At 66.8% G+C, this 25,738-nt stretch carries 27 protein-coding genes, 1 tRNA gene and 1 pseudogene; 14 read left to right on the top strand and 15 right to left on the bottom strand.

Annotated features, from left to right (window positions below):
* Nucleotides 1-147: 147 nt before the first annotated feature.
* From A6745_RS07415 to A6745_RS07400, 5 genes and pseudogenes are all read right to left on the bottom strand, one after another.
* Nucleotides 148-645, bottom strand: a complete 498-nt coding sequence (locus A6745_RS07415; protein ID WP_066125226.1) for a TIGR02391 family protein — start codon at nucleotides 643-645, stop codon at nucleotides 148-150.
* Nucleotides 629-1,336 carry a DUF5343 domain-containing protein gene (locus A6745_RS28540; protein WP_156513304.1) on the bottom strand — a complete coding sequence of 236 codons (708 nt, stop codon included), beginning with the start codon at nucleotides 1,334-1,336 and terminating at the stop codon, nucleotides 629-631. Before A6745_RS28540 ends, A6745_RS07415 begins: the two co-directional genes overlap by 17 nt.
* Nucleotides 1,337-1,725: 389 nt before the next feature.
* A pseudogene (locus A6745_RS27695) lies at nucleotides 1,726-2,091 on the bottom strand (tyrosine-type recombinase/integrase); the annotation flags it as partial.
* 225 nt (nucleotides 2,092-2,316) lie between these two features.
* Nucleotides 2,317-2,393, bottom strand: a tRNA-Pro gene (locus A6745_RS07405).
* A 102-nt stretch (nucleotides 2,394-2,495) separates the two neighbouring features.
* Nucleotides 2,496-3,461 carry a polyprenyl synthetase family protein gene (locus A6745_RS07400; protein ID WP_066125224.1) on the bottom strand — a complete coding sequence of 322 codons (966 nt, stop codon included), beginning with the start codon at nucleotides 3,459-3,461 and terminating at the stop codon, nucleotides 2,496-2,498.
* 581 nt (nucleotides 3,462-4,042) lie between these two features.
* Here A6745_RS07400 and rplU point away from each other — a divergent pair.
* From rplU to proB, 4 genes are all read left to right on the top strand, one after another.
* On the top strand, nucleotides 4,043-4,354 hold the full coding sequence (gene rplU / locus A6745_RS07395; RefSeq protein WP_066125222.1) for a 50S ribosomal protein L21: 312 nt from the start codon (nucleotides 4,043-4,045) through the stop codon (nucleotides 4,352-4,354).
* Nucleotides 4,355-4,388: 34 nt separating this feature from the next.
* On the top strand, nucleotides 4,389-4,646 hold the full coding sequence (gene rpmA / locus A6745_RS07390; RefSeq protein WP_066125219.1) for a 50S ribosomal protein L27: 258 nt from the start codon (nucleotides 4,389-4,391) through the stop codon (nucleotides 4,644-4,646).
* A 238-nt stretch (nucleotides 4,647-4,884) separates the two neighbouring features.
* The gene (gene obgE, locus A6745_RS07385; RefSeq protein WP_066125217.1) at nucleotides 4,885-6,021 is read left to right on the top strand and encodes a GTPase ObgE; all 1,137 of its coding nucleotides are present in this window, start codon (nucleotides 4,885-4,887) and stop codon (nucleotides 6,019-6,021) included.
* 75 nt (nucleotides 6,022-6,096) lie between these two features.
* A complete protein-coding gene (gene proB / locus A6745_RS07380) occupies nucleotides 6,097-7,233 on the top strand; it encodes a glutamate 5-kinase (protein WP_066125851.1) in 1,137 nt (378 codons plus the stop codon).
* A 60-nt stretch (nucleotides 7,234-7,293) separates the two neighbouring features.
* Here proB and A6745_RS07375 read toward each other — a convergent pair whose 3' ends face one another.
* The gene (locus tag A6745_RS07375; protein ID WP_066125215.1) at nucleotides 7,294-7,965 is read right to left on the bottom strand and encodes a response regulator transcription factor; all 672 of its coding nucleotides are present in this window, start codon (nucleotides 7,963-7,965) and stop codon (nucleotides 7,294-7,296) included.
* Between the two features lie 119 nt (nucleotides 7,966-8,084).
* Between A6745_RS07375 and A6745_RS07370 the strand changes: the two genes are divergently transcribed.
* Both A6745_RS07370 and A6745_RS07365 read left to right on the top strand, forming a co-directional pair.
* The gene (locus A6745_RS07370) at nucleotides 8,085-8,486 is read left to right on the top strand and encodes a helix-turn-helix domain-containing protein (protein WP_156513303.1); all 402 of its coding nucleotides are present in this window, start codon (nucleotides 8,085-8,087) and stop codon (nucleotides 8,484-8,486) included.
* A 243-nt stretch (nucleotides 8,487-8,729) separates the two neighbouring features.
* A complete protein-coding gene (locus A6745_RS07365) occupies nucleotides 8,730-9,155 on the top strand; it encodes a helix-turn-helix transcriptional regulator (protein WP_231885928.1) in 426 nt (141 codons plus the stop codon).
* A gap of 9 nt (nucleotides 9,156-9,164) precedes the next feature.
* Here the strand turns inward: A6745_RS07365 and A6745_RS07360 are convergent, their stop codons facing one another.
* A complete protein-coding gene (locus A6745_RS07360) occupies nucleotides 9,165-10,055 on the bottom strand; it encodes an NAD(P)/FAD-dependent oxidoreductase (protein WP_066125210.1) in 891 nt (296 codons plus the stop codon).
* Nucleotides 10,056-10,235: 180 nt separating this feature from the next.
* Between A6745_RS07360 and A6745_RS07355 the strand changes: the two genes are divergently transcribed.
* Entirely contained in the window at nucleotides 10,236-10,706 is a 471-nt protein-coding gene (locus tag A6745_RS07355; protein WP_066125208.1) for an Rrf2 family transcriptional regulator, read from the top strand.
* Nucleotides 10,707-10,847: 141 nt separating this feature from the next.
* Here A6745_RS07355 and A6745_RS07350 read toward each other — a convergent pair whose 3' ends face one another.
* Nucleotides 10,848-11,426: a SecDF P1 head subdomain-containing protein gene (locus A6745_RS07350; RefSeq protein WP_066125206.1), complete on the bottom strand. Its 579-nt coding sequence runs from the start codon at nucleotides 11,424-11,426 to the stop codon at nucleotides 10,848-10,850.
* 361 nt (nucleotides 11,427-11,787) lie between these two features.
* Between A6745_RS07350 and thiC the strand changes: the two genes are divergently transcribed.
* Nucleotides 11,788-13,701: a phosphomethylpyrimidine synthase ThiC gene (gene thiC / locus A6745_RS07345; RefSeq protein ID WP_066125204.1), complete on the top strand. Its 1,914-nt coding sequence runs from the start codon at nucleotides 11,788-11,790 to the stop codon at nucleotides 13,699-13,701.
* Between the two features lie 73 nt (nucleotides 13,702-13,774).
* Here the strand turns inward: thiC and A6745_RS07340 are convergent, their stop codons facing one another.
* The 6 genes from A6745_RS07340 to gpmA all read right to left on the bottom strand — a co-directional run bounded on the left by A6745_RS07340 (nucleotide 13,775) and on the right by gpmA (nucleotide 20,829).
* Nucleotides 13,775-15,187 carry an FAD-binding oxidoreductase gene (locus A6745_RS07340; RefSeq protein WP_066125202.1) on the bottom strand — a complete coding sequence of 471 codons (1,413 nt, stop codon included), beginning with the start codon at nucleotides 15,185-15,187 and terminating at the stop codon, nucleotides 13,775-13,777.
* Nucleotides 15,184-15,921, bottom strand: coding sequence for a FadR/GntR family transcriptional regulator (locus tag A6745_RS07335; protein ID WP_066125200.1), 738 nt, complete (start codon nucleotides 15,919-15,921; stop codon nucleotides 15,184-15,186). Before A6745_RS07335 ends, A6745_RS07340 begins: the two co-directional genes overlap by 4 nt.
* A 180-nt stretch (nucleotides 15,922-16,101) precedes the next feature.
* A complete protein-coding gene (locus A6745_RS07330; protein WP_066125198.1) occupies nucleotides 16,102-16,881 on the bottom strand; it encodes a HesA/MoeB/ThiF family protein in 780 nt (259 codons plus the stop codon).
* Entirely contained in the window at nucleotides 16,878-18,329 is a 1,452-nt protein-coding gene (locus A6745_RS07325; RefSeq protein ID WP_066125196.1) for a S41 family peptidase, read from the bottom strand. The genes A6745_RS07330 and A6745_RS07325 overlap by 4 nt, the downstream gene beginning before the upstream one ends.
* A gap of 97 nt (nucleotides 18,330-18,426) precedes the next feature.
* Nucleotides 18,427-20,073: a murein hydrolase activator EnvC family protein gene (locus tag A6745_RS07320; RefSeq protein ID WP_066125194.1), complete on the bottom strand. Its 1,647-nt coding sequence runs from the start codon at nucleotides 20,071-20,073 to the stop codon at nucleotides 18,427-18,429.
* Between the two features lie 3 nt (nucleotides 20,074-20,076).
* A complete protein-coding gene (gene gpmA, locus A6745_RS07315; protein WP_066125192.1) occupies nucleotides 20,077-20,829 on the bottom strand; it encodes a 2,3-diphosphoglycerate-dependent phosphoglycerate mutase in 753 nt (250 codons plus the stop codon).
* Nucleotides 20,830-21,025: 196 nt separating this feature from the next.
* Here gpmA and A6745_RS07310 point away from each other — a divergent pair, with 196 nt between their 5' ends.
* From A6745_RS07310 to A6745_RS07285, 6 genes are all read left to right on the top strand, one after another.
* On the top strand, nucleotides 21,026-21,448 hold the full coding sequence (locus tag A6745_RS07310; protein WP_066125190.1) for a rhodanese-like domain-containing protein: 423 nt from the start codon (nucleotides 21,026-21,028) through the stop codon (nucleotides 21,446-21,448).
* A gap of 32 nt (nucleotides 21,449-21,480) precedes the next feature.
* Nucleotides 21,481-21,738, top strand: coding sequence for a glutaredoxin 3 (gene grxC / locus A6745_RS07305; RefSeq protein WP_066125188.1), 258 nt, complete (start codon nucleotides 21,481-21,483; stop codon nucleotides 21,736-21,738).
* 42 nt (nucleotides 21,739-21,780) lie between these two features.
* Nucleotides 21,781-22,296 (top strand): protein-export chaperone SecB, encoded by a 516-nt coding sequence (gene secB, locus A6745_RS07300; RefSeq protein WP_066125186.1) that lies wholly within the window; start codon nucleotides 21,781-21,783, stop codon nucleotides 22,294-22,296.
* 14 nt (nucleotides 22,297-22,310) lie between these two features.
* A complete protein-coding gene (locus A6745_RS07295) occupies nucleotides 22,311-23,366 on the top strand; it encodes an NAD(P)H-dependent glycerol-3-phosphate dehydrogenase (RefSeq protein WP_066125184.1) in 1,056 nt (351 codons plus the stop codon).
* Nucleotides 23,367-23,430: 64 nt separating this feature from the next.
* A complete protein-coding gene (locus A6745_RS07290) occupies nucleotides 23,431-24,423 on the top strand; it encodes a Bug family tripartite tricarboxylate transporter substrate binding protein (protein WP_066125182.1) in 993 nt (330 codons plus the stop codon).
* A gap of 203 nt (nucleotides 24,424-24,626) precedes the next feature.
* On the top strand, nucleotides 24,627-25,154 hold the full coding sequence (locus A6745_RS07285; RefSeq protein ID WP_066125181.1) for a hypothetical protein: 528 nt from the start codon (nucleotides 24,627-24,629) through the stop codon (nucleotides 25,152-25,154).
* A gap of 59 nt (nucleotides 25,155-25,213) precedes the next feature.
* Here A6745_RS07285 and A6745_RS07280 read toward each other — a convergent pair whose 3' ends face one another.
* Entirely contained in the window at nucleotides 25,214-25,684 is a 471-nt protein-coding gene (locus tag A6745_RS07280; RefSeq protein WP_066125179.1) for a tRNA (cytidine(34)-2'-O)-methyltransferase, read from the bottom strand.
* Nucleotides 25,685-25,738 lie beyond the last annotated feature (54 nt).

The raw sequence follows: 25,738 nt of genomic DNA, 5'->3' as shown, positions 1-25,738 counted from the left end.
CGAATCCTAACGGTTCCCTGGGAGACCTGTGCCATTGTCAGTCTCGGGCGGCGTGTCTAATTGACACGTCGGGAGAGTACCACGGGCAGGGCAATCAGCACGCCGAGCGCTATACGCGCTCAGGCCGAATGACCGGCGAGGACATGTTCACACTGTCTTGAACCCGCTGCGCTCTAACCTCCGCAGTAGGAAAGTCCCGAAGGCGAGGTGTTCCAAGCACACGTCGGGGTCGTCGCTCAACTCAATTTCATGGCCGCCCGGATTGCGTATCGCCATAACGGCACCCGCAAAAATAAACGAATAGCCCTCTTGCTCATCCTCATCACTAGCGTTGGCGAGGCCGTTAAGTTGAATCTTAGGATTACCCTTATTGAAGACCGTCATCATCAACTTCCGGCCAATCTCCGTACATGCAGAATGCTTCTGCACGACCTTCTCAATAAATTTGAAAGCGTGGAAGGTGGCCTCTGCCCCGTAACCGTCATCGAATAGGCTTCTTACTTTATCTGGAAAGCCAGGATGAATGTTGTGTAGCTCAAAAGGATGTGCAGGTTCTCCACCTTGTTCTGTCGGCTCGTCGGATACCGGCTGCGCCAAGGCAGCCGCCCTCGCGATCCGCTCGAACAAGTCAAATGCCGTTGCCATTTATCAAGTTCTCGCGAATGCTCTTAAAGATCGCGTCGTAGGTAGCTTGATCGCCACCGGGAGGCAAGTTGATTTCGATGCGAACCGTCAGCGCCACTTCGCCATCTTTCTTCTGTGCCCCGCTCCCCTCTTGCGCTTGGCCTGCCGGAGACCCGGGAATCTCCACTTGCGCGGATGCTCGGAGCTTTCGATCAGGCTTCGGTTGCGCAGCCCGCTTAGCGGCCTTCGGAACCTTGGGCGTAGAAGGTACGGGCGCTGTCTCAGCTATCTTTCCCCCCGCCTTAGCCAAAGCCTGGAAGGTGTTGGCCTGCCGTTTCCCCACGAGGTCGCTAGTGTCATCATGATTCCGGAAGAACGAGATCAACTTATCGACATCTAGCGACCAAGCATTTTCGCCATGCAGATCGAAGAGTTCATGGTAGGCGGCCTTTACGAGTTTACTGAACCCCTCTTCGAAGTCTTGCTGGTTATGTTGATTGAACACAGCCCCCGCCTCAGGAACCTTTTTATACTCAGCGTCCAATACACCTATGAATCTGAATATATTTAGAACGTAGGTCTCATTGTTCGGGGCAATCGCAAGCTTTTTTAGCGTCTCTGCGGTGACGATAGGAGGAAAAGACTTCCTAAGCTGCGCTATCAACTGGACGATGCCGCCCGAACCAGACATGTAAGGATGCTTATCAGCCACCTTGACCGCTCCCGTGCAAATAGAGTCACCGTATCATTCGGATACGTACTGCCCAGTTATAGCACCCCGCTGCGAAATTCAGAAGTGAATGGCAAAGCCCATAACTACTGGTGCTAGCCGCAAACCGCCGATGGTCGAGGCGTCAACGAGTAGCCCCGCAGCCAATCAGGTCTAGAGAGAGGTCGCGCAGAGCAGCGCTAACGCTGCTACTTGCTCATGCGATGGGGGTCTACAACGACTCCCGTGAGTCACGATGCAGCGCGTATAGATACATCAAGAATGCTTAGAGGGCCTCTAGCTCGTGGATACGTTCCAGCAATGCGGAGGCCCCCTCTATGTATCCTAAGAGTCTTATAGGTCTTCAGCCTCTTCTCTCTGCTGATTTAATCTCATTGCCTGGAACCATACGGCTCCAGCGGCTCGGGCGGAAAGACCAGAGGTGGGGAATGAAGGCGATCTAGGACGGAGGCAGCTTCGGCCCCTGCCGCTTCGGGGCACAGGTGCGCGTACTTCTGAGTCATGTACACGCTCGCATGTCCAAGAAGATTAGAAACCTTCAACAACGAAACCCCTGCCTGAACTAACCGCGCCGCATAGGTATCCCGAAACGTATGAGGCGTCACTTTGTCCTGTGAAGGGTCCGGGTTAAGGCCGCAACGGTCGATATGCGTCTGGATGGTCTGAGTGGCATGGCTTCCAGGAAGGTCTACACCGGCCCAGGCGCCGCCTTTGAACTTGGGGAATACGTAGGAGTGGCGGGCTTGCCTGTGCGAGTCGGCGGGTACGTGTCGCGCACGTTGTCAGGGATGCCAATGCGCAGGTGCCAAACACCGCCGCGCATCGTAAGGCCAGAAGGTAGCTTAGCCATTGTGTGCTTTGTCAGCTTCAGAATTGACACACCGCCTTGCCACGGTTCCAACAAAAAAGACCCCATAGCTCAAGGGCTAAGGGGTCTTCCGTCGGGAATCGACCAACTGAATTGGTCGGGGCGAGAGGATTCGAACCTCCGACTCCTGCGTCCCGAACGCAGTACTCTACCAGGCTGAGCTACGCCCCGATTTTTACAACACCACCGATGCAGACAAAAGGCTGGGTTCGGGCCCAACTGCTTGTGCGTAGAACTGCGCAGTGACTACCCCGCAGTGACTACCCTTTTGCATCAGCGATCGCGTTTAACCGCGAAAGCGCAGAATTCTAGCAGAGATTCCAGATAAATGGAAACGGGGTAGTCGGACAGGGCTGCGCGGGCCAGTTCCGCCTCGGCCTGGGCCGCCTGCAAGGCGTGCTCCAGCGCGTCGGTGGCCTGGATGGCCAGGGCCACGGCCTCGAAGTCGGCGTCGCCGGTTTCGATGGCGCGGCGGATCAGTTCGCGCTGCTCGGGCGTGCCGACTTCCATGACACGGATCAGCGGCAGCGTGGGCTTGCCCTCGCGCAGGTCGTCGCCCACGTTCTTGCCCAGCGCCTGGGCGTCGCCGCTGTAGTCCAGCACGTCGTCGACCAGTTGGAACGCGGTGCCCACGTGGCGGCCATAGGCGGCGGCGGCCTCCTGCTGGGCCGGCGTGCCGCCCGCCAGCACGGCGCCGACCTGGGCGGCGGCCTCGAACAGCTTGGCGGTCTTGTAGCGCACCACCTGCAGGTAGCGCGCCTGCGAGACGTCGGGATCGTGCACGTTCAGCAGTTGCAGCACCTCGCCCTCGGCGATCACCGTGGTGGCCTCGGACAGGATCTGCATGATGCGCATGTTGTCCGCCTCGACCATCATCTCGAACGAGCGCGAATACAGGTAGTCGCCCACCAGCACGCTGGCGGCGTTGCCGAACACGGCGTTGGCGGTGTTGCGGCCCCGGCGCAGGTCGGACTCGTCGACCACGTCGTCGTGCAGCAGCGTGGCGGTGTGGATGAACTCGACCACGGCGGCCAGCAACTGGTGATACGTGCCGCTGTAGCCAAGCGCGCGCGCCACCATCATCAGCATGGCCGGGCGCATGCGCTTGCCCCCGGCGCCGATGATGTAGTCGCCGATGGTGCGGATCAGGACGACCTCGGAATTGAGCCGGTCGCGGATGACCGCATCGACGGCCTTCATGTCTTCGGCAATGGGAGCGATCAGCGCGGAGAGAGTCAAAACCGGATCCGGGAATAGGGGTGAGCCAGGCCCCGCGGCTCGGGTGGCGTGCCGCGCGGCAAGCGCGGGTTTCGGGGGCCGGCCAGAATTATACTGACATGGTCGAGGCTGCCCGGCGGCCCACTCCCCACCGTGGCGGGCCAGTGCGACAGCCTCTGGCCGCGCGATCCCGACCGGGCGATCCCCGGCAGGCGCCGCCGCGGGCCCGCTTTTCGCGGCAGGCCGCCTCCGCGCTGCCGCCCGGCCTTCGCTGTCCCCCAAAAACCACACGCCGCCGGCCATAAGCCCTTACGCCACAAGGTGTTTTTGACTTTCGCACCGGGCCGGGCTAGAATTCTCGATTCGGTCGGTGCGTCTATGCGCGCAGCGGCACGGAACCGGCCGGGCACCAGTGCGCCGATGGGGCAAGCCTTGCGGAAATCCGCAACGGCATCTCCCACAGACCGCTACCCATCGCTTCGGCTTTCGCGTCCAGTCGACCGAATGTGTCAGGACGGCAAGTCAGGCGATCCCTCTTCGCAGCGCACCCGCAGCCAAGCCCCGCCCGCCCTGCCCTCCGATTTAACCTTCAAGGAAAACCCATGTACGCGGTCGTAAAAACCGGCGGCAAGCAATATCGTGTTGCTGTCGGTGAAAAACTCAAGGTAGAACAGATACCTGCTGACATCGGGCAAGAAATCACGCTGGACCAGGTCCTGTCCGTGGGCGAAGGCGACCAACTGAAAGTTGGTACGCCCCTCGTCGCCGGCGCCCTGGTCAAGGCAACGGTTCTTGCGCATGGCCGGCATGACAAGGTCAAGATCTTCAAGATGCGCCGTCGCAAGCACTACCAGAAGCGTCAAGGCCACCGTCAGAACTACACCGAACTGCGCATCGAAGCCGTCACGGCTTGAAGCAGCCCCGGTACCTTTTTAGCAGGAGCTAAACATGGCACAGAAAAAGGGCGGCGGTTCCACACGGAACGGCCGCGACTCAGAATCGAAGCGCTTGGGCGTCAAGGTGTACGGCGGCCAGCAGATCTCGGCCGGCGGCATCATTGTTCGCCAGCGCGGCACCCGCGTTCACCCCGGCGTCAACGTCGGCGTGGGCAAGGACCACACCCTGTTCGCCCTGACGGACGGCAAGGTTCAATTCGGCCACAAGGGCGCGTTGAACAAGTCCATCGTCTCGGTCATCAGCGAGTAATACCCGGCGCCGCGTACCCTGTACGCGCCGCACCGGCAAAAGCCCTGCCGTCTGCGGCAGGGCTTTTTGTTTTGCAGCCGCCGGCCCGCTTCCAGGCAAAGCCGTCCCATCGGGCACGGCAAGCCGAAAGCCCGGCGTGGAGACCTTCCTCCACGCCGACAGGCCCGCAGCACTCCTCGCCTGCCTGGCGGCAGCAGCGAGGGTCGTAACCGCCGCCGTTTTTTTTACCGCACACATCATGAAATTCGTAGACGAAGCCACCATCGAGGTCATCGCCGGCAAAGGCGGCAATGGTGCATGCAGCTTTCGCCGCGAGAAGTTCATTCCCAAGGGCGGCCCGGACGGCGGTGACGGCGGACGCGGCGGCAGCATCTATGCCGTCGCCGACCGCAACATCAATACCCTGATCGACTTCCGCTATGCACGCCTGCACCGCGCCAAGAACGGCGAGAACGGCCGCGGCTCCGACCAGTACGGCGCGGCCGCCCCCGACATCACGCTGCGCGTGCCGGTCGGCACCATCGTGCACGACGCCGACACCGGCGAGGTGCTGTTCGACCTGAACCGCCACGACGAGCAGGTCACGCTGGCCGCCGGCGGCCAGGGCGGCATGGGCAACATCCACTTCAAGTCCAGCGTCAACCGCGCTCCCAGGCAGTGGACGCCGGGCAAGGAAGGCGAGCAGCGCCGCCTGCGCTTCGAGCTGAAGGTGCTGGCCGACGTGGGCCTGCTGGGCCTGCCCAACGCGGGCAAGTCCACCCTGATCGCGCGCATCTCGAATGCGCGCCCCAAGATCGCCGACTACCCCTTCACCACGCTGCATCCCAACCTGGGCGTGGTGCGCACGTCGCCGTCGCGCAGCTTCGTCGTGGCCGACATTCCCGGCCTGATCGAGGGCGCCTCCGAAGGCGCCGGCCTGGGCCACCTGTTCCTGCGCCACCTGGCGCGCACCCGCGTGCTGCTGCACGTGGTGGACATCTCCAGCCCCGATCCGGACACCGACGCCGTGGCCAAGGCCGTCGTCGATGCCCGCGCCATCGTCGAGGAACTGCGCCGCTACGATCCCGAACTGGCCGACAAGCCGCGCTGGCTGGTGCTCAACAAGCTCGACATGATCGCCGACCCCAAGGCCGCGCGCGAGCAGTTCTGCGCCGAGTTCGGCTGGGACGGTCCGGTGCACATCATCTCGGGCCTGAACGGCGACGGCACGCAGGACCTGATCTGGGCGCTGCAGGACTACCTGGATGCCGAAAGCCGCAAGGATCACATTGCCCAGGACCAGGCCGACGGCACCTACGTGCACGAAGATCCGCGTTTCGACACCACCCGCGCCGACGCCGAGATGCCTGTTCCGCCGCGCAGCGGCAACGAATAGGCCATAATCGCAATCCCGTCACCCGCCGGTCCGCCGGCGGGCATGTCCCGTGTCCCGCAACGCCCGGTCATCGCCATGACTGCCCAAACCCACGCCGTATCCGTCATCGCCTCCGCCAGCCGCCTGGTCGCCAAGGTGGGATCTTCCCTGGTCACCAACGAGGGACGCGGCCTGGACCGGGTCGCCGTGGCGCACTGGGCAGCCCAGATCGCGGCGCTGCGCGCCCAGGGCCGCCAGGTCGTGCTGGTGTCCAGCGGCGCCATCGCCGAAGGCATGGCGCGCCTGGGTTGGGCCAGGCGCCCGTCGGCCATGCACGAACTGCAGGCCGCGGCCGCCGTGGGCCAGATGGGCCTGTGCCAGGCCTACGAGGCCGCCTTCGCCGAATTCGGCCTGCGCACCGCGCAGGTGCTGCTGACGCACGAAGACCTGGCCGACCGCCAACGCTACCTGAACGCCCGCTCTACCCTGTTCGCGCTGATGCGCCTGGGCGTGGTGCCCATCGTGAATGAGAACGACACGGTGGTCACCGACGAGATCCGCCTGGGCGACAACGACACCCTGGGCGCGCTGGTCACCAACCTGATCGAAGCCGATTCGCTGGTGATCCTGACCGACCAGCGCGGCCTGTACAGCGCCGATCCGCGCAAGCATCCCGACGCCCGGTTCATCTCGCACGCCCAGGCGGGCGACGCCGCGCTGGAAGCCATGGCGGGCGGCGCCGGCAGCGGCATCGGCACCGGCGGCATGCTGACCAAGATCCTGGCCGCCAAGCGCGCCGCGCGCAGCGGCGCCCACACCGTCATCGCCTCGGGCCGCGAACGCAACGTGCTGACGCGCCTGGCCGAAGGCGAATGCATCGGCACCGAACTGCGCGCGCTGCTGCCCGTGTGGTCGGCGCGCAAGCAATGGCTGGGCGACCACCTGCGCCTGCGCGGCCGCGTGGTGCTGGACGACGGCGCCGTGCGCGCCCTGCTGCACGAAGGCAAGAGCCTGCTGCCCATCGGCGTGGCCGCCGTCGAAGGCGAGTTCGAGCGCGGCGACGTCGTGGCCTGCGTAGGCCTCGATGGACAGGAATGCGCACGCGGGCTGATCAATTACTCATCGGCCGACACGCGGCGCATCATGCGCCAGCCTTCGGCACGCATCGCCGACATCCTGGGCAGCATGACGGATCCCGAGCTGATGCACCGCGACAACCTGGTCGTCATCTGACCGGCGCAGCGGTCTTCAATGGCCGCGAACCATCACGGCATGGCGGCGCCTGCCGGCGCCTCAGTTCCAGCCCGTGGCATTGCCATCGGCCAGGAACATATACCCCCAGTCGCGCACCGTGAACAACGGCAGTTGCACGCCCAGGCCCTGGGCCTTGGCGCGCAGCCGCGACACGGTCACGTCCAATGCCCGGCCTCCGCCGAAGGTTTTGTCGTTGCGGGGCAGCAGCCAGCCCGGCGCGTCGAGCAGACGCTTGAGCAGACGGCTTTCCGCCAGGGTGAGCGGCACCCATTGGTCGGAGGGGCCGGCCAGCACCCGGTCACGCGCCATCAGCCGCCACAACGAGCGGCGACCGCCAAAACCACGAAAGCGCAGCGCGGCGCGCAGCATGGCGGCCAGCTCGGCGGAATGCGTGTCGACATGGCAGCAGGCGTCGGCGCCGGCATCCATGGCCGCGATGCGCACGTTGGCCGGCGCGCCCGTCACCATCACCACGAGGGCGGACGTCGGCGCGCAGGTGCGCACGTGCGTGACGCGGTCGTACATGGCTTCCGGCGACGTGCGCACCACGATGGCATCGGGCATGCGGATGTCGACCAGCGCACGCAGCGGCGTGCGCGCGTCCGCGAACTGCACGGACCAGCCCGCCTGCTGCAGTCCATGCACCAGGGCGGTGGAGGACGCCGCGGGCAACGCATCATTCACGAATATGAGTTGTTGGTTGTCGAACATATCGATGATCAGGTAACGGTTTTGAACGACTTCGATACTACATATGTAATTTTACCAATCACCAAAGTATTCATATCACACGCTCCAATCGCAGCGTGAAAACCTCTTTTTCAGACCGATTGAAACAAGCACGGCAATTGCGCGGATTGACGCAGCAGGCGCTGGCCCGTGCGAGCGGCCTGTCCCAGAGTGCGATTGCCAGTTATGAAAGCGGCGACCGGGACAGCAGCCGATCGGTGCGCAGCCTGGCGTCCGCGCTGAAGATCGAAGCCGAATGGCTGGAGACGGGCAAGGGCCCGATGGAGCGCCTGCCATCGGTATACCAGCATGCCGGCCGCGACACGGCCAAGCCCAGCCTGCGCGAGCCGCAACCCGTGGCATGGCCGTTTTCCATCGATCCCCGCCGTTTCTCGGCCCTGCATCCCGATCAGCTGCATTTTCTGGACCAATGGCTGGAAGCCTATCTGGATGCGTGCCAGCGTGGCGCGAACCCGGTACGCCCGACCAAAAGACGCGGTTGAATCCGCGGATGCGGGCCAGGTATTGCACGGCATGGCGTGACCGGATTGGCACTTGCGATGCAAGACCGGACAGGGAGGCTGGGCGACCCGCCAGGGAACGTCCGCGCCCAGGTGTAGACCCGCGAGGAAATACGCGAGGCAATGGCGCCATGCAGGGAAGGTGACGTGCGGTCGGCAATGGAATACCACTTCAGTGATTTACTGAATCACCAAAGTATTCGCCCTCCACGCTCCAATTGTTGCGTGAAGAGCAATTTCTCAGACCGATTGAAGGAGGCACGCCTGCTACGTGGTTACACGCAGCAGGCGCTTGCGCGTGCCAGCGGTCTTTCCCAAAGCGCCATCGCCAGCTACGAAAGCGGTGATCGCGGCAGCAGCCGCTCGGTCCGCAGCCTGGCGCAGGCGCTGGATATCGAGATCGAATGGCTTGAAACCGGCAACGGCCCCATGGAACGCGCCGTGCTGGTCTATGAACCGGGCGGCCGTGGCACCGACCGGCACAGCCTGCGCGAACCGCAACCGGTGGTCTGGCCGTTCTCGGTGGATCCGCGCCGCTTCGGCGCCCTGCATCCGGAGCAGCTGCAGTTCCTGGACCAATTGCTGGAAACCTACCTGGACACCTGCCAGCGCGGCGCCAAGCCGCCCAGGAGCCCCAAGCGGCGCGCCTGACCCAGGCGCTCAGTGCGCGCCGAAGACCAGCGATTGATGCGCCGCCGCGCCGGCGATGGCGCCATCCCCCACCGCCAATGGCACCGATCCGCCAGGCCGGGCCATGTCGCCGCAGGCATAGACGCCCGGGACGGACGTTGCCTTCATGGCGTCGACCTTGACGACGTGCCCCCACGGTCCCTCTTCCCTTTCGCAGCCAAGCATGTCGGCCAGCGGGCCGGAAGGCGCCAGGCGCGACGTGGCGAACAGGCCGTCCAGCTTCACGACGTGCCCTCCTTGGAGGATGAGGTCGAGGTGGTTCTCGATGCGCTGCACACGGCTGCGCTCCAGCCGCACACCGCGCTCGGCCAGCGCCTGCAGTTGCGCGGCCTCGGGCTCGAAGGCCTGGTTCAGGAATAGCGTGGTGGGCCCCCAGTCGGGCAGCAGCATCGCCACGTGCAACGACAGCGGCGAACTGGCCAGCACCCCGATCTTGCCCTGATTCAGCTCGTAGCCGTGGCAATACGGACAATGGAAGACCGATTTACCCCAGCGATCGGCCAGACCCGGCACGTCGGGCAGCTGGTCGGTCACGCCCATGGCCAGCACGATACGGCGGGCTTCGAGCGCGGGCTGGCCTTCGATCTCGACGCAAAAGCCCTCGTCGATGCGCGAGATGCCGGCCACCTGGGCATCCAGCCATTGCACCGTGGAATAGGCCAGCAGTTGCTCGCGTCCCTTGGCCGCGATGGCGGCGGCCGGCGTGCCGTCCTGGGTGAGAAAGCCGTGCGAGTGCTCGGCGTAGCGGTTGCGGCGCTTGCCGCCGTCGATGACGAGTACGTTGCGGCGCGCCCGCGCCAGCGGCAGCCCCGCCGACAGGCCGGCATAGCTGCCGCCCACGATGATGACGTCATATCGCATGGAATGCTCCTTACGGAAATCCGGCCGATGCGCGTGAGGCGGCATGACGCGCGCGCCATCGGCCAATAATGAAACTATTGAAGTTACATGGTAGCCAGATTCCGATCCATCACGCAACTTATAATGTTTCGTATGGCGGGCCACGACACCGGCCCGCGCTTCGCAAGGCGTGGAACGACCATGAGAAAAGACAGCCGCCTGTCGCGCATGCTGCACGTGCTGCTGCACATGGCGCGGCGCGACGAACCCCTGACCTCCGAGCAGATCGCCCTGATGCTGGACACCAACGCCGTCGTCGTCCGCCGCACTATGGCGGGCCTGCGCCAGGCGGGCTACGTGCATTCGGAGAAAGGCCGCGGCGGCGGCTGGCGCATCGCCTGCGACCTGAAGCAGATCACGCTGCTGGATATCCACCGGGCTGTCGGCGGGCCACGCATATTCGCCATCGGCAACGAAACCGAGAATCCCGACTGCGCCGTCGAACGGGTGGTCAACGCCGCGCTGGACGATGCCCTGCGCCAGGCCGAGTCCCTGCTGCTGGAACGGCTGTCCAGGATCGCCCTGTCGGATCTGGCCAATGAATTCGATGCACTGTGCCAGAGCAGCGGCTGGGATGAACGGCTGGCGCAACGCCAGCACGGGCACGGCTGACCCTACGCCGGGCAGGTCCCGGAGGCACTCGGGGAACGCCGGGCCGTATCCGCCTTTCCAAAAAACATCCCGGGCGCATGGCCCGGGATCGCTTGCCCGCTTGGTCGGCAGGGGCCCTTGCGGGCCTCTGCCCGGCGTGCGTCAACGCACCGGCGTGGCGCCGTTGCGCGGCGCGGCGGGCGCCGGAGCGGCCGCGCCCGCCGCCGGCGGCGCATCGCCACGGATCTGCGCGGCCAGTTCCATGGCGGCCTGGGCGGTGGGCACGCTGAAGGCCAGCGCGCCACGGTTCAGCGGCTCGGCGATGCTGGGCGCGGCCACCAGTTCACGGTTCACGACCAACGCCAGCATGTTGCCCAGGTTCTTGCTGCTGACGTCCGCCAGGATGCGCGTGCCGGCCTCGTTGAAACGCAGGCCGACGAAATGCTGCCCTTGGCGGTCGACCACGGCGGCGGCCTCGGTCAGGAACGGGCGCGTCAGCACGGGCGTGGACTGCAGGTACAGCTTGCCATCGGGCATGGAAACCTCGGTACGGCCGGCGCCCGGCTGGGAATACGCGATGTAGAACTCGACCGGCGACGCGGTGTTCGGCTGTGCGGCGGCCGTGGGGCTGGCCGGGGCGGCGTCCTGCTTGCTGGAGGTCGTCGGCGCAGTCTGGCACCCGGCCAGGGCCAGCATGGCCACGGCGAAGACAGGAGCCAGTTTGCGGAGAGTCAATTGCATGATTGAGAGTTCCCTTGAGGTTCGCGGTTTCCGTGCGCAGTCATCACGGATGCCACTGCGGATTCGTGCGCGTTACAAAAAAGTTTACAGGGGTCGTGAGGCAGCCGCAGGTCACGTCTGATTCCAGATGCAACGGGGCAATACGGGGACGGCCGCCAAAACGCCTATACTTCGGCCCATGCAGGGGTACTCGCGGCCATCGGCCGCGTGTTGAGAGAGTCCCTTCGTACCAGTACGGATAATGCCGATGCTGGGAGCGTATTCCATTGTCGCCCGTTCTCGCGCCGTTAGTGCGCCAGTGCGCGCGCGGCCGGAATTCCATCCCGATTCGGCTCCAACCTCTTGATTCATTGGAGCTTTCATGAACGCCAATCCCAAGTTTCTGGCCGCCACGGCCGAAGTCGACGCGGCTGCGGTCGCACCGCTGCCCAAGTCCCGCAAAATCTATCAGACCGGTTCGCGCCCCGACATCCGCGTGCCGTTCCGCGAGATCGAGCAGGCGGACACCCCCACCATGTTCGGCGGCGAGAAAAATCCCCCGCTGACCGTGTACGACACCAGCGGCCCCTACACCGATCCCGAAGCCCGCATCGACATCCGCCGCGGCCTGCCCGAACTGCGCCGCGCCTGGATCGAAGAGCGCGGCGACACCCAGGTGCTGTCCGGCCCGACCAGCGACTACGGCCGCGAACGCCTGCAAGACCCCAGGCTGACCGCCATGCGCTTCGACCTGCAACGTCCGCCACGCCGCGCGCGCGACGGCGCCAACGTCACGCAGATGCACTACGCGCGCCGCGGCATCGTCACGCCCGAGATGGAGTATGTGGCCATCCGCGAGAACCTGCGACGCGAGCAGTACATCGAATCGCTGCGCGCCAGCGGCCCCGATGGCGAGAAACTGGCGCGCCGCCTGCTGCGCCAGCATCCGGGCCAGTCGTTCGGCGCGGCCATCCCGTCGCTGATCACGCCCGAATTCGTGCGCGAGGAAATCGCGCGCGGCCGCGCCATCATCCCGGCCAACATCAACCACCCCGAAATCGAACCGATGGCCATCGGCCGCAATTTCCTGGTGAAGATCAACGCCAACATCGGCAACTCGGCCGTCAGCTCCGGCATCGGCGAGGAAGTCGAGAAGATGACCTGGGCGATCCGCTGGGGCGGCGACACGGTGATGGACCTGTCCACGGGCAAGCACATCCATGAAACGCGCGAGTGGATCATCCGCAACTCGCCGGTGCCCATCGGCACGGTGCCGATCTACCAGGCGCTGGAGAAGGTCGACGGCAAGGCAGAGGAACTGACCTGGGAGATCTTCCGCGACACGCTGATCGAGCAGGCCGAACAGGGCGTGGACTACTTCACGATCCATGCCGGCGTGCGCCTGCCCTTCATCCCGATGACGGCAGACCGCATGACCGGCATCGTCTCGCGCGGCGGCTCGATCATGGCCAAGTGGTGCCTGGCGCATCACAAGGAAAGCTTCCTGTACGAACGCTTCGAAGAGATCTGCGAGATCATGAAGGCGTACGACGTGAGTTTCTCGCTGGGCGATGGCCTGCGTCCAGGCTCGGCCTACGATGCCAACGACGAGGCCCAGTTCGCCGAACTGAAGACGCTCGGCGAACTGACCCAGGTGGCCTGGAAGCACGACGTGCAGGTGATGATCGAAGGCCCCGGCCACGTGCCGATGCAGATGATCAAGGAGAACATGGACCTGCAGCTCGAGCACTGTCACGAGGCGCCCTTCTACACCCTGGGACCGCTGACCACCGACATCGCGCCGGGCTACGACCACATCACCTCGGGCATCGGCGCCGCGCTTATCGGCTGGTACGGCACGGCGATGCTGTGCTATGTGACGCCCAAGGAACACCTGGGCCTGCCGAACAAGAAGGACGTGAAGGACGGCATCATCACCTACAAGATCGCCGCCCATGCCGCCGACCTGGCAAAGGGCCATCCGGGCGCGTCGATCCGCGACAACGCCCTGTCGAAGGCGCGCTTCGAATTCCGCTGGGACGACCAGTTCAACCTGGGCCTGGACCCCGACACGGCGAAGGATTTCCACGACGAGACCCTGCCCAAGGACTCGATGAAGGTGGCGCACTTCTGCTCGATGTGCGGCCCGCACTTCTGCAGCATGAAGATCACCCAGGACGTGCGCGAATACGCGGCCTCGCAGGGCGTCAGCGACAAGGACGCGCTGCAGAAGGGCATGCGGGAGAAGGCGGTGGAGTTCGTGAAGAAGGGGGCGGAGATCTATCACCAGGCTTGATCTTGCTGTCCGGGGGTTGCTTGCGGGGCGTTGCGCCGTTTCGGTCTGGGTTTCCGAGACGCCTGCCCCTCTCCTACAGCAGCTTGCCCGGATTCATGATGCCCTTGGGATCCAGCGCGCGCTTGATGTCGCGCATCACACGCAGCTCCAGCGGGTCCTTGCTGTGCAGGAAGTGGCCGCGCTTCAGTTGCCCGATGCCGTGCTCGGCGCTGATGCTGCCGCCATAGCGGTTCACCTCGTCCAGTACGGCATCGGTGATGGCCGAGCCTTCCTTTGCCGCCCAGTCGGTGGGAGCGCCCGCCGGACGCGACAGGTTGTAGTGCAGGTTGCCGTCGCCGAAATGGCCGAAGATGAAGGGCCGCACGTCGGCGCTGACGGCGCGCACGCGGGCCTCGGCCGACACCATGAATTCGGGAATGCGCTCGATGGGCAAAGACACGTCGTGCTTCAGGTGCGGGCCGTCGGCGCGCTGCGCCTCGGAGATTTCCTCCCGCAGCTTCCACAGCGCCTGCACCTGGGCCAGCGATGCCGACACGGCGGCATCCAGGCACAGCTCGCGCTCGAGCGCGGCGCCGATCACCTGCTCGACCAGCGCGTTCAAGGCGGCCTCGTCCACGCTGTCGGCCAGTTCGACCAGCACGTAGCCCGGATAGCGTTGCGCGAAGGGCTCCTGCACGCCTTGTGCATGGCGCAGCACCAGGTCGACGCAGTCGCCCGTGAAGAATTCGAACGCCTGCAGGCGCGCGCCGCACTGTTCGTACAGCAGCTCGAACAGCTGCAGCGCCTGCGCCGGCGACTGCACCGCGGCCAGCACCACGCTGCGCGTATCGACACGCGGGAACAGGCGCAGGGCCACGGCGGTGATCACGCCCAGCGTGCCTTCCGAGCCGATCAGCAACTGCTTCAGGTCATAGCCGGTGTTGTCCTTGCGCAGGGTGCGCAAGCCATGGAAGATTTCGCCAGTGGGCAGCACGGCCTCCAGGCCCAGCACCAGCTCGCGCGCCATGCCGTAGCGCACGACGTTGACGCCGCCCGCGTTGGTGGCCACGTTGCCGCCGATCTGGCTGGAATCCTCGGCCGCCAGGCTCAGCGGCAGCAGCCGGCCCGCCTCGTGCGCGGCGCGGCGCAGGTTGCCCAGAATGCAGCCGGCTTCGGCCACCAGCGTGTTGGCCACGGTATCGATGCCGCGCACGGCATTCATGCGGTCCAGGCTGAGCACCACGTTCGACGCGCCGCCATCCGGCGTGGCGCCGCCGCACAGGCCCGTATTGCCGCCGCGCGGCACCACCGGCACGCCAGCCTCCTGGCACAGCGCCAGGGCTTGCGCGACCTCTGCGGTGGTGCGCGGCCGCAGCACGGCTTGCGCCTGGCCGCGATACAGCCCGCGCCAATCGGCCAGCCAGGGCGCGATGTCCTGCTCGGCGGTGGCGACGACATCGGGGCCCAGGGCCTGGACCAGGCGTTGCGGGAAAGCTTGCGTGCTCATGGTGCGTATCCGTATTCGGAAGAAGAGGGGGAATCGATGGGAGGCAGCCCGAGTTCGAGCCGGCCGGCGGCCCCGCGCAGATGGGCGGTGGCCGCGCCGCGCGCGCCGTCGGCATCGCCGCGCGCGATGGCATCGAACAGGGCCACGTGCTCCTGCTGCACGCGGGAAGGCAGCCCGGCATGGCGCAGGCTGTTCTGCCGCGCCGTGCGCACGGCGTGGCGCAGTTGCAGGTTCAGGTACTGCAACAGGCGCTGGTAACTGGGATTGTGCGTGGCGGCGGCCACGGCGCCGTGGAACGCCACGTCGTACTCCACTGCCGCGTCGGGATCGGGATCGTCCAGGCAGCCGCGCAGCCCTTCCAGGGCCAACTGCATGGCGGCCAGGTCGGCCGGCGTGCGCCGCCTTGCCGCCAACGCCGCCGCGCCGCCCTCCAGCTCCATGCGCAGTTCGTAGACGTGGGCCAGTTGCGCGCGGTCGGCCTCGGCGGACACCTGGAACCCGGCCGCGCCCGTGCGGGCCAGCACCATACAGCCAGACCCCTGCCGGCTGCGCACCAGACCCTGAGCGCGCAGGCGCTCGGTGGCCTCGCGGATGACGGCGGCGCTGACGCCATACAGGCTGGCCAGGTCCTTGCCGGCCGGCAGCTTGGCGCCCACGGCGTAGGTGCCCCGCGCGATCTCGGCGGCGAGCTGGCTGGCGACCTGATCGGTCAGGGTGGCGGTACGCAGGGACATGCGGCGATTATAGGCATGTTCTCAGGTTATATGAAAACTTTGAACATCATCGGGCATTGCGGACTAGACAGCCCCTTCATTCGATCAGCGCGCAGTCCCCCAAGACGGGGCGCAGGGACGCCCCATCGCAACTGCGCCATCGCCCGGACCCTATGTGCGTCGTTGCGGAGCGCGCCACGGTCAGGCCCCGGGCTCTCCGAGCAAGGGCCGCGAATATCCGCCGCACACCTCGCACTCAGGATCCCGCCGCACGTTCACCGAATGCCACTGCATGTCGCGCAGGTCCAGTTGCAGCAGGCGCCCGGAAAGGCTGCGCCCTATCCCCGCCAGCAGCTTCAGCGCCTCGGCCGCCTGCATGCTGCCGATGATGCCGACCAGCGGCGCGAACACCCCCGTGGTGGCGCAACTGAGTTCGTCGACGTCGTCGGCCTCGGGAAACAGGCAGTGGTAACAGGGCGCCTGCTGGTCACGCAGGTCGTACACGCTGACCTGTCCGTCGAAGCGGATGGCCGCCCCGGACACCAGCGGCTTGCGATGCTGCACGCAGGCGCGGTTGATGGCGTGGCGGGTGGCGAAGTTGTCGGTGCAGTCCAGCACGACGTCGGCCGCGGCCACGGCCTCGGACAAGGCGATGCCGTCCAGGCGCGCGACGCGCGCGTCGATGTGGGTTTCGGGATTGAAGGCGGTCAGCGTATCGCGGCCGGACTCGGCCTTGGGCCGGCCCAGGCTGGCCGTGGTGTGCAGGATCTGGCGCTGCAGATTGCTGAGTTCGACGAGGTCGTCGTCGGCCAGCACGATGTGCCCCACGCCGGCGGTGGCAAGATAAAGGGCGGCCGGAGAACCCAGGCCGCCCGCTCCCACGATCAGTACCCGCGCTGCCAGGAAAGCCTCCTGGCCTTCGATGCCCACCTCATCCAGAAGGATGTGGCGGGCATAGCGCAGCAACTGCTGGTCGTTCATTTCGCCTTCGAGGGTTCGACTCCGGACGGCGTGATCTTCATGCGCTGGGTGTCGGTCTTGCCGGCGGGCTTCACGTCGGCCTTGGCCTGGCGCTGCTCGCCCTTTTCGATGGGACGGCCGGCCAGCAGGTTCTGGGCCTGCTGCAGCTGGAAGTCGTCCTTGCCGCCGAATTCGAAGATCTTGGCGACGGGCGGCTCGTTGGTGTCGAAGGCGCTGGACTTGATCTCGTTGCTGTCCTGCTGGTTCGACAGGTGGCGCTGCAGGTCGGCTTCGCGCGGCAGGCGGAACAGATCGCCCTTGGCGGTATCGGCCACGATGTAGTCGGGCACGATGCCGGTGGCCTGGATGGAGCGGCCGGCCGGCGTGAGGTAGCGCGACGTGGTCAGCTTGACCGCCGTGTCTTGCGACAGCGGCAGGATGACCTGCACCGAGCCCTTGCCGAAAGTGCGGTTGCCCAGCAGCTTGGCGCGCTTGTGATCCTGCAGGGCGCCGGCCACGATTTCGGAGGCCGAGGCCGAGCCCACGTTGACCAGCACCACCATCGGCACGGTCTTCACCCAGGCGGGCAGGTCGGCCAGGTAGTCGCCTTCGCCGCGCGCATATTCGCTGGGCTTGCCCATGTATTTGTGGCGGGCGTCGGGCGTGCGGCCTTCAGTGGACACCACCAGGGTGTCCTGCGGGTTTGGCAGGAAGGCGCCGGCCACGCCGATGGCGCTGGTCAGCAGGCCGCCCGGGTCGTTGCGCAGGTCCAGCACCAGCGACTTGGGCGCGCCCTTGGCGCCGAGTTCGCGCAGTTGGCGGGCCATGTCGGGGCCGGTCTTTTCCTGGAACTGGGCAATGCGCAGGTAGGCGGTGCCGTCGTCCAGCATCTTGCTGCGCACGCTGCGCACCTTAATGATGTCGCGCACGAGCTTGACCACGAGGGGCTGCGGCTGGTCGGCGCGCATGATGGTCAGCGTGATCGGCGACTTGGGCGCGCCACGCATCAGCTTGACGGCGTCGTTCAGCTGGATGCCCTTGGTGGGCGTGTCGTCGATCTTGATGATCAGGTCGCCCGCCAGGATGCCCGCGCGCGCGGCCGGCGTGTCCTCGATGGGCGAGATGACCTTGACGAAGCCGTCCTCGGCACCGACCTCGATGCCCAGGCCGCCGAACTCGCCTTGCGTGGCGGTCTGCATGTCGCGGAAGGCATCCGCATCCAGGTAGGCCGAGTGCGGGTCGAGGTTGGACACCATGCCCGAGATGGCGTTCTGGATCAGGGTCTTGTCGTCGACAGGTTCGACGTAGTTGTCCTTGATCGCCCCGAAGACGTTGGTCAGTTGGCGGAGTTCGTCCAGCGGCAAGGGGCTGCCACGCTGGGCGACAGCGGTGACGCCGGCGCTCAGCAGTATGCCTGCCACCGCACCGATGGAAACAAGACCGAAACCGCGATACTTGCGAGTGCTCATGCACACATCCTGAAATTGATGCCCCCCGGGCGCGAGCCTGGGAATTCGAGGGGGCTACCATGCTGTCGAAATACTACAGTGGCGTTTCAGCGCAGCGCTAGAGGGCCAGCCACTGGGCGGGATCCACGGGCGCGCCACGATGGCGAATTTCAAAGTATAGGCCCGATTCCACTTGGCCGCCGGTCGCACCCACCGTAGCGAGGGTATCTCCGGTCGTCACGGCGTCTCCCACGCGCTTGAGCAGGCTCTGGTTGTACGCGTAGACCGACAGGTATTGCTGGCCGTGGTCGACGATGATGATGTTGCCGAATCCGCGCAGCCAATCGGCATACACCACGGTGCCCGGAGCCACCGCCTTGACGGGAGTGCCCTCCGAGGCGCGCAGCACGATGCCGCGCCAGACCCCGCCGTCGGGACGGCCCACCCCGAAACGGCCCTGCACCGCGCCGCGTACCGGCGGCGTCAGGCCATGACGCAGCCCGTTGCCGCCGCCGGCCGGCGGACGGGCGGAAGCCTCGCGCTCGGGGCGTTCGGGGCGCCCGATACGCTCGGGCGCGGCCGCGGGTTCCGCTTCGGCCTGGCGCGTGGGCGCCGGACGCTGGGCGGGTTCCGTGGGCGTTTCCACCAGCCGGGTATGCCCTTGTCCGTCGACCGGACGCAGGCCGGCGCTGTCCGGATCGACCAGGGCCGGATTCCGCTGGGCGCTGCTGGCCGCCACCTCGGCCTGCTCGCGCACGCGGCTGGCCTCGGCCATGGCTTCGGCACGGGCCTTTTCCGCCGCGCGTCGGTCGGCGTCGTTCCTGGCCTGGCGCACGGCTTCGGCCTGGCGGGCCGCTTCCTTGCGCGCTTCCTCGGCCTTTCGAGCCAGTTCGGCACGGCGGGCCTCTTCGGCCTTGCGGGCCAGCTCGGCGCGGCGCGCGGCTTCCTTGCGGGCTTCCTCGGCCTTGCGGGCCGCCTCGGCGCGGCGGCGCGCCTCTTCGGCGGCCTGGCGCGCGATGGCGGTCTCCAGGTTGCCGATCAGGCTGGACAGGCGCTGATCGTCCCGGTCCAGCTTGCCGGCTTCGGCCCGCTGCGCGGCGATCTGCCCCTCCAGCCGGGCGACCACGGTGGCGCGTTCCTTCTGTTGCGCAACCAGCTCGGCCTTCTGCTTGCCGGTCTCCTCGGTCACGCCCGCGATCTCGGTGCGCCGGGCATCGGCGGCGGATTGCAACGCGGCCAGCCGGTCGATCTCGGTGCGCACGGCCGTCACGGCGCGCGCGCGGGCCCGCGATACGTAGTCGAGGTAACCCAGGTTGCGGCCCAACTGCTGGGGATCATCGCCGGACAGCAAGGCGGTCCAGGGCGACAGGCCGCTGGCGTACTGGGCGCGCAACTGGTCGGAGAGTTCGTTGCGGCGCTGCTCCAGCACCTCGTTCTGCGCCGTGATCTGCTTTTCCAGGCTGGCCAGATCGGTTTCGGCGCGGTGCAGCGCCTCGTCGAGTTCGCGCAACCGCAGGTTGATGCGCGAGATGGCCGACTCGGACTGGCGCAACGCATCGGCCGCCTCTTTGCGCGCCGCCTCGCGCGTGTCGATCTCTTTCTGCAGCGATTCGATGCGCTCGCGCAGGGCGGCCTGCCGCCGCTCGGCCTCGGACTGCCGCCCGGCCAGATCGGCCGACGCGGCGCCCGCCGCGGCCGTGACCAGACCGAGCGCCAGCGCCGCCGCGCGCCGCGCGAACCCCGGCCCCACCCGCGCAAGCCGCATCGCTCAGTCCTTCTTGGCCTTGCCTTGCGCGGCCACCGCGGCCATCGCGGCCTCGATCTCGGCGGCATCGCCCAGGTAGTAGTGGCGGATGGGCTTCAGGTCGTCATCGAGTTCGTACACCAGGGGCTGGCCGGTGGGGATGTTCAGGCCGACGATGTCCTCGTCCGACACGTCGTCCAGGTACTTGATCAGCGCGCGCAGGCTGTTGCCGTGCGCGGCGACCAGCACGCGGCGGCCGGCGCGGATGGCCGGCGCGATCGAGTCGTTCCAGAACGGCAGCACGCGGTCGACGGTGTCCTTCAGGCACTCGGTGGCGGGCAACTGGTCCGCCGGCACGCGGGCGTAGCGCGCGTCGAAACGCGGGTGGCGCGGGTCGTCCAGGCCCAGGGGCTCGGGAGCGATCGCGTAGGCGCGGCGCCAGATCAGGACCTGCTCGTCGCCGTACTGGGCGGCGGTCTCGGCCTTGTTCAGGCCCTGCAGGGCGCCGTAGTGGCGCTCGTTCAGGCGCCAGGAGTTGCCCACGGGCGTGTACATGGCATCCATGGCGTCCAGCGCGATCCACAGCGTGCGGATGGCGCGCTTCAGGACGGAGGTGAACGCCACGTCGAAGGCATAGCCTTCGGCCTTGAGCAGTTCACCCGCGCGGCGGGCCTGTTCGCGGCCCGTGTCGGTCAGGTCGACGTCGGTCCAGCCTGTGAAACGGTTCTCGAGGTTCCACTGGCTTTCGCCGTGGCGCATCAGTACGAGTTTGTGCATGGTAAGAAGCCGCGTCGGGCGCGGGAACAAGTGAAAAATCGGTCAGCGATGCGCTCATTTTATAATTGAGCGATTTTGCCTCGGCTTGACCCACGGCGCGCTGTATTTCACGCCAGGGTACCAGCCGACTTCGGCGCCCCGGGGCGCCCTTCACGCTTCAGGCCGCACCGGTTCAAGCCACACTTCAGGATACCTCGTGGATCTTCTGCAATTCTTGCTCGAAAAGAACAACATCTTCATCGTCGCCGTGGCCGTGGTGTCGGGCGTCATGCTGGCCGTGCCGGCACTGCGCCGCGGCCGCGCGGGGGGCGGCATCAGCACCGCCGAAGCCATCCAGATGGTCAACCAGCGCCATGCCGTATGGGTCGACGTGCGTCCCACCGAACAGTTCCAGGCCGGCCACATCGCCCAGGCGCGCAGCCTGCCGGCCACCGACCTCGAGCAGAAAGCGGGTAACCTGCCCAAGAACAAGCCGCTGATCCTGGTGTGCGAACAGGGCCGCGACGCCCCCCGCATGGTCTCGCGCCTGAAGGCGCAGGGCTACACCGACGTGGCCGTCCTGGATGGCGGCATGAAGACCTGGTTCGCGGCCAGCCTGCCGGTCACCCAGAAGGGCTGAAACGGCACTTTTCCCCCGAAGCCGGAGAAACCATGAACAAAGTTGTCATGTACAGCAAGGATTATTGCCCCTATTGCGCGCGCGCCAAGTCGCTGCTGGAACAACGCGGGGTGACCGACCTAGAGATCATCCGCATCGACCAGGACCCGGCCCAGCGCGAAGCGATGATCGCCCGCACCGGCCGCCGCACGGTCCCGCAGATCTACATCGGGGACACCCACGTCGGCGGCTGCGACGACCTGCAGGCGCTGGACCGCGCCGGCGGTCTGCAGCCGCTGCTGAACGGCTGACGCGCAAGACCCTTCCAATCGACCCCACCAACCGGAATCACCATGGCTGACCAGGACCAAAACACCCAGCAAGCAGACGCGCCTTCGTTCAATCTGCAACGCGTCTACCTGAAGGATCTCTCGCTGGAGATGCCCAACGCGCCGCACGTCTTCCTGGAACAGGAAACCCCGCAGGTCGAAGTCAGCATCAACGTCGGCGGCCAGCGCCTGGCCGAAACCGTGTTCGAATCGACCGTCACGGCCACCGTCACCACCCGCATCAACGACAAGGTGCTGTACCTGGTCGAGGGCACGCAAGCCGGCATCTTCGAACTGGCCAACATCCCGGCCGAACAGATGGATCCGCTGCTGGGCATCGTCTGCCCGACCATGCTGTATCCGTACCTGCGCGCCAACATCGCCGACGCGATCACCCGCACGTCGCTGCCGGCCCTGCACCTGGCCGAAGTCAACTTCCAGGCCCTGTACGAACAACGCATCGCCGAACTGCAGCAAGAGCAGCAGTCCAACGGCGCCGACGCCGGCATCATCCTGCCCCCGGGCGCCACGCGCCAGTAAGCGGCACAGCGGCCATGGTTGCTCCGTCTCCTTGCACGCCCCGCGTCGCCGTACTGGGCGCGGGCAGTTGGGGCACGGCGCTGGCCGCGGCCGCCGCGCGCCGCCATCCCACCCTGCTCTGGGCCCGGGATGCCGCACGCGTCGACACCATGGCGCGCGACCATGAAAACGCGCGCTATCTACCCGGCGTCGCCCTGCCGCCCGCGCTGCGGTTCAGCGCGGACATCGACGACGCCCTCGCTTTCCTTCACGCCGGGCCCGAGCCCGGCCTGATCATCCTGGGCGTGCCGGTGGCGGGACTGGACGCCCTGTGCCGCGATCTGGCCCAGCGCCTGCCGCGCCATGGCCTGGCAGACGTGCCGCTGGTCTGGACCTGCAAAGGGTTCGAGGAAGACACCGGCCGCCTGCCCCACGAAATCGCCCGCGACGCGCTGGCCGGCCTGCCGGGCTGGCGCGGCGGCGTGCTGTCCGGCCCCTCGTTCGCGCGCGAAGTCGCGCAGGGCCTGCCCGTCGCGCTCACCGCCGCCAGCGCCCTGCCGGACGTCAGCAACCTGGCCATCACGGCCCTGCACGGCGGCGCCATGCGCGTCTACGCCAGCGCCGACGTGGTCGGCGTGGAAGTGGGCGGCGCCCTGAAGAACGTCATCGCCGTGGCCTGCGGCATCGCCGACGGCCTGGCGCTGGGCACCAATGCCCGCGCCGCCCTGATCACGCGCGGCCTGGCCGAGATCAGCCGCTTCGGCGTCGCGTTGGGCGCGCAGCCCGAGACGTTCTCCGGCCTGACCGGCCTGGGCGACCTGGTGCTGACGGCCACCGGCGAACTGTCGCGCAACCGCCGCGTCGGCCTGGAAATCGGCGCCGGCCGCAAGCTCGCCGACATTCTTGCCAGCGGCATCACCGCCGAAGGCGTACGCTGTGCCCGCGCGGTGATGCAACGCGCCCGCGCGCTCGACGTCGAATTGCCGATTACCGAGGCCGTCTGCGCCGTGCTGTTCGACGGCGTGGCGCCCATGACGGCCGTGTCGGCCCTGCTGGCGCGCGAGGCGCGCCACGAGCATCCGGCCGGCTGAACCCGCGTTGCGCAAGAACCCACACACCAAGAACGACACTATCGCCGCCCCAAGGAGACCTCCAATGTCCTTCGCCAAGCGCGCCGGCCGGCTGCTTCGCCGCGCCTGCCTGAGCCTGATCGCCACCGCCGTGCTGCCCGCCGTGGCGCACGCCGACTGGCCCGAGCGCCCCGTGCACCTGGTGGTGCCCTTCCCGCCGGGTTCGTCGCCGGACCTGCTGGCGCGCACCATCGCCGAGCCGCTGGGACAGGCGCTGGGCCAGTCGATCGTGGTGGACAACAAGCCCGGCGCGGGCGGCAACATCGGCACGCGCTTCGTGGCACAGGCCAAGCCGGACGGCTACACGCTGCTCTACACCATCAACGGGCCGCTGGTGACGGCGCCCACGTTGTACAAGAACACGCTGGGCTACGATCCGCTGACCGACCTGGAGCCGATCACGCTGGTGGCCACCAGTCCCAACGTGCTGACGGTGCCGGCCAGCCTGCCCGCGGCCAACGTGCAGGAATTCGTGAAGCTGGCGCGTAGCCGCGCCGGCACGCTGAACTACGGCTCGGTGGGGCCGGGCAGCTCGGCCCACCTCGCCATGGAGATGTTCAAGCACGAGGCCGGCATCGACCTCGTGCAGATTCCGTATCCGGGCTTCCCGCAGATCATCACCGCCATCATCGGCGGCGACGTGCAGGCCGGCTTCATGGTGCCCGCCATCGCCATGCCCCAGGTGCGCAGCGGCAAGGTGAAGGCGCTGGCCATCACCAGCCTTGCGCCCAGCGACGCGCTGCCCGGCATTCCGACCATGGCGCAACAGGGCTATCCGGGATTCGAGGCCATTTCCTGGAACGCCATCCTGGCACCGGCCGGCACGCCCACGCCGGTCATCGAACGCATGAACCGCGAGCTGGCCAACATCATCAACAGCGAGGCGGTGGGCAAACAGCTGGCCCTGCAATACTTCACGCCCGCCTGGTCGACGCCCGAAGACCTGACGCGCCGCATCCGCGACGACAAGGCCAGGTGGGATGAAGTCATCGCCCGGCTGAACCTGTCGCTGGACTAACGCGAGACGGTGTGACACGCAATGGGGCGATGCGATAGGAAACGCGGCATCCGACCCCATTGAAACCGACTGAAACCACTAAATGCGCCGAAATGTCGCATTCCCGCGCCAAACAGCTACGCGACAGCCGCGCCTGGGTACATTATCCACAGCCGACCGGCGGACGCGCATCACGCCCGTGGCGACGGCTCAGGAGTTTCAAGATGAAGATTCATACCTTGCGCATCGCAGGCGCGGCGCTCGCCCTGGCGCTTGCCTCGTTCAGCAATACGGCTTCGGCCTGGGGCTATTACCACCACGGTTACCGCGGCGGCTGGCACGGCCCAAGCGCCGGCTGGGTCGTGGGCGGCGCGTTGGGGCTGGCGGCCGCCGGCACCTACATCGCGCTGAACTCGCGTCCCAGCTACGTCTACGCCCCCGCGCCGGTGTACTACAGCCCCCCGCCCGTCTATGTGGCGCCGCAGCCCGTGTACGTGGCCCCGCCCGTGCAATACGTCGCGCCGCCGCCCCCGCCGCAACGCGTGGCCTCGGCCGACGTCATCGCCTATCCCTCGCGCGGCCAGAGCCCGTCCCAGCAGGCCCGCGACCGTGGCGAGTGCGAACGCTGGGCCGCGAACCAGAGCGGCTTCGATCCGAATCAGGCCTCGCAATGGACCACGGGCGCGCAGACGAATTCGTATACGCGATCGATCGGCGCATGCCTGCTGGGGCGCGGCTACAGCATCAACTGATCGCATGAAAGCGGCTCGGGCCATGCGCGCATGGATCGAGCTGGCATCGCCTGAGCGCGCTAGATGGCGCCCTCGTACCCCTGCTGGCGCCATGCCTCGAATACCGTGACCGCCACGGCGTTGGACAGGTTCAGGCTGCGCTGGCCCGGCCGCATCGGCAGGCGCAGGCACTGCGACGGCGCGAAGCACGCCATGTGCTCGTCCGACAGCCCTGCCGTCTCGCGGCCGAACACGAAGACATCCCCGGGCAGGAACGCCGTCGTCGCCACGCTGTGCTCGGTGCGGGTGGTCAGCGCGTAGATGCGCCCGGCCGGCGCGCCCGTGGCCGCCAGCGCCTGCCGCAACGTGTCGTGCACCTGCATGGGCTGCCACTCGTGATAGTCCAGCCCCGCGCGGCGCAGGCGCGCATCGTCGAGATCGAACCCCAGCGGGCGCACCAGGTGCAGCTGCGAGCCGGTGTTGGCGCACAGCCGGATGACATTGCCCGTGTTGGGCGGGATTTCGGGGCAGACGAGAACGACGTGGAACATGGCGCTTGCGGCTCGGCGGGATGCGCCAAGGAACGAAAGGCCCTATTTTGCCAG

Origin of the sequence: Bordetella ansorpii (genome assembly GCF_900078705.1) — a bacterium.
In the GTDB taxonomy this organism is placed as follows: Bacteria; Pseudomonadota; Gammaproteobacteria; order Burkholderiales; family Burkholderiaceae_B; genus Bordetella; species Bordetella ansorpii_A.
The sequence above is the reverse complement of the archived record's forward strand: the minus strand, read 5'-3'. Positions and strand labels throughout refer to the sequence as shown.

Excerpts from the sequence above, each read along its gene's own strand:
- A6745_RS07350 (WP_066125206.1), bottom strand. The coding sequence starts at position 11,426 with ATGCAATTGACTCTCCGCAAACTGGCTCCTGTCTTCGCCGTGGCCATG.
- A6745_RS07290 (WP_066125182.1), top strand. The coding sequence starts at position 23,431 with ATGTCCTTCGCCAAGCGCGCCGGCCGGCTGCTTCGCCGCGCCTGCCTG.
- A6745_RS07330 (WP_066125198.1), bottom strand. The coding sequence starts at position 16,881 with ATGAACGACCAGCAGTTGCTGCGCTATGCCCGCCACATCCTTCTGGAT.
- A6745_RS07285 (WP_066125181.1), top strand. The coding sequence starts at position 24,627 with ATGAAGATTCATACCTTGCGCATCGCAGGCGCGGCGCTCGCCCTGGCG.
- proB (WP_066125851.1), top strand. The coding sequence starts at position 6,097 with ATGACTGCCCAAACCCACGCCGTATCCGTCATCGCCTCCGCCAGCCGC.
- grxC (WP_066125188.1), top strand. The coding sequence starts at position 21,481 with ATGAACAAAGTTGTCATGTACAGCAAGGATTATTGCCCCTATTGCGCG.
- rplU (WP_066125222.1), top strand. The coding sequence starts at position 4,043 with ATGTACGCGGTCGTAAAAACCGGCGGCAAGCAATATCGTGTTGCTGTC.
- A6745_RS07415 (WP_066125226.1), bottom strand. The coding sequence starts at position 645 with ATGGCAACGGCATTTGACTTGTTCGAGCGGATCGCGAGGGCGGCTGCC.
- obgE (WP_066125217.1), top strand. The coding sequence starts at position 4,885 with ATGAAATTCGTAGACGAAGCCACCATCGAGGTCATCGCCGGCAAAGGC.
- thiC (WP_066125204.1), top strand. The coding sequence starts at position 11,788 with ATGAACGCCAATCCCAAGTTTCTGGCCGCCACGGCCGAAGTCGACGCG.
- A6745_RS07340 (WP_066125202.1), bottom strand. The coding sequence starts at position 15,187 with ATGAGCACGCAAGCTTTCCCGCAACGCCTGGTCCAGGCCCTGGGCCCC.
- A6745_RS07355 (WP_066125208.1), top strand. The coding sequence starts at position 10,236 with ATGAGAAAAGACAGCCGCCTGTCGCGCATGCTGCACGTGCTGCTGCAC.
- rpmA (WP_066125219.1), top strand. The coding sequence starts at position 4,389 with ATGGCACAGAAAAAGGGCGGCGGTTCCACACGGAACGGCCGCGACTCA.
- A6745_RS07375 (WP_066125215.1), bottom strand. The coding sequence starts at position 7,965 with ATGTTCGACAACCAACAACTCATATTCGTGAATGATGCGTTGCCCGCG.
- A6745_RS07295 (WP_066125184.1), top strand. The coding sequence starts at position 22,311 with ATGGTTGCTCCGTCTCCTTGCACGCCCCGCGTCGCCGTACTGGGCGCG.
- A6745_RS07280 (WP_066125179.1), bottom strand. The coding sequence starts at position 25,684 with ATGTTCCACGTCGTTCTCGTCTGCCCCGAAATCCCGCCCAACACGGGC.
- A6745_RS07335 (WP_066125200.1), bottom strand. The coding sequence starts at position 15,921 with ATGTCCCTGCGTACCGCCACCCTGACCGATCAGGTCGCCAGCCAGCTC.
- A6745_RS07360 (WP_066125210.1), bottom strand. The coding sequence starts at position 10,055 with ATGCGATATGACGTCATCATCGTGGGCGGCAGCTATGCCGGCCTGTCG.
- A6745_RS07320 (WP_066125194.1), bottom strand. The coding sequence starts at position 20,073 with ATGCGGCTTGCGCGGGTGGGGCCGGGGTTCGCGCGGCGCGCGGCGGCG.
- secB (WP_066125186.1), top strand. The coding sequence starts at position 21,781 with ATGGCTGACCAGGACCAAAACACCCAGCAAGCAGACGCGCCTTCGTTC.
- A6745_RS07325 (WP_066125196.1), bottom strand. The coding sequence starts at position 18,329 with ATGAGCACTCGCAAGTATCGCGGTTTCGGTCTTGTTTCCATCGGTGCG.
- gpmA (WP_066125192.1), bottom strand. The coding sequence starts at position 20,829 with ATGCACAAACTCGTACTGATGCGCCACGGCGAAAGCCAGTGGAACCTC.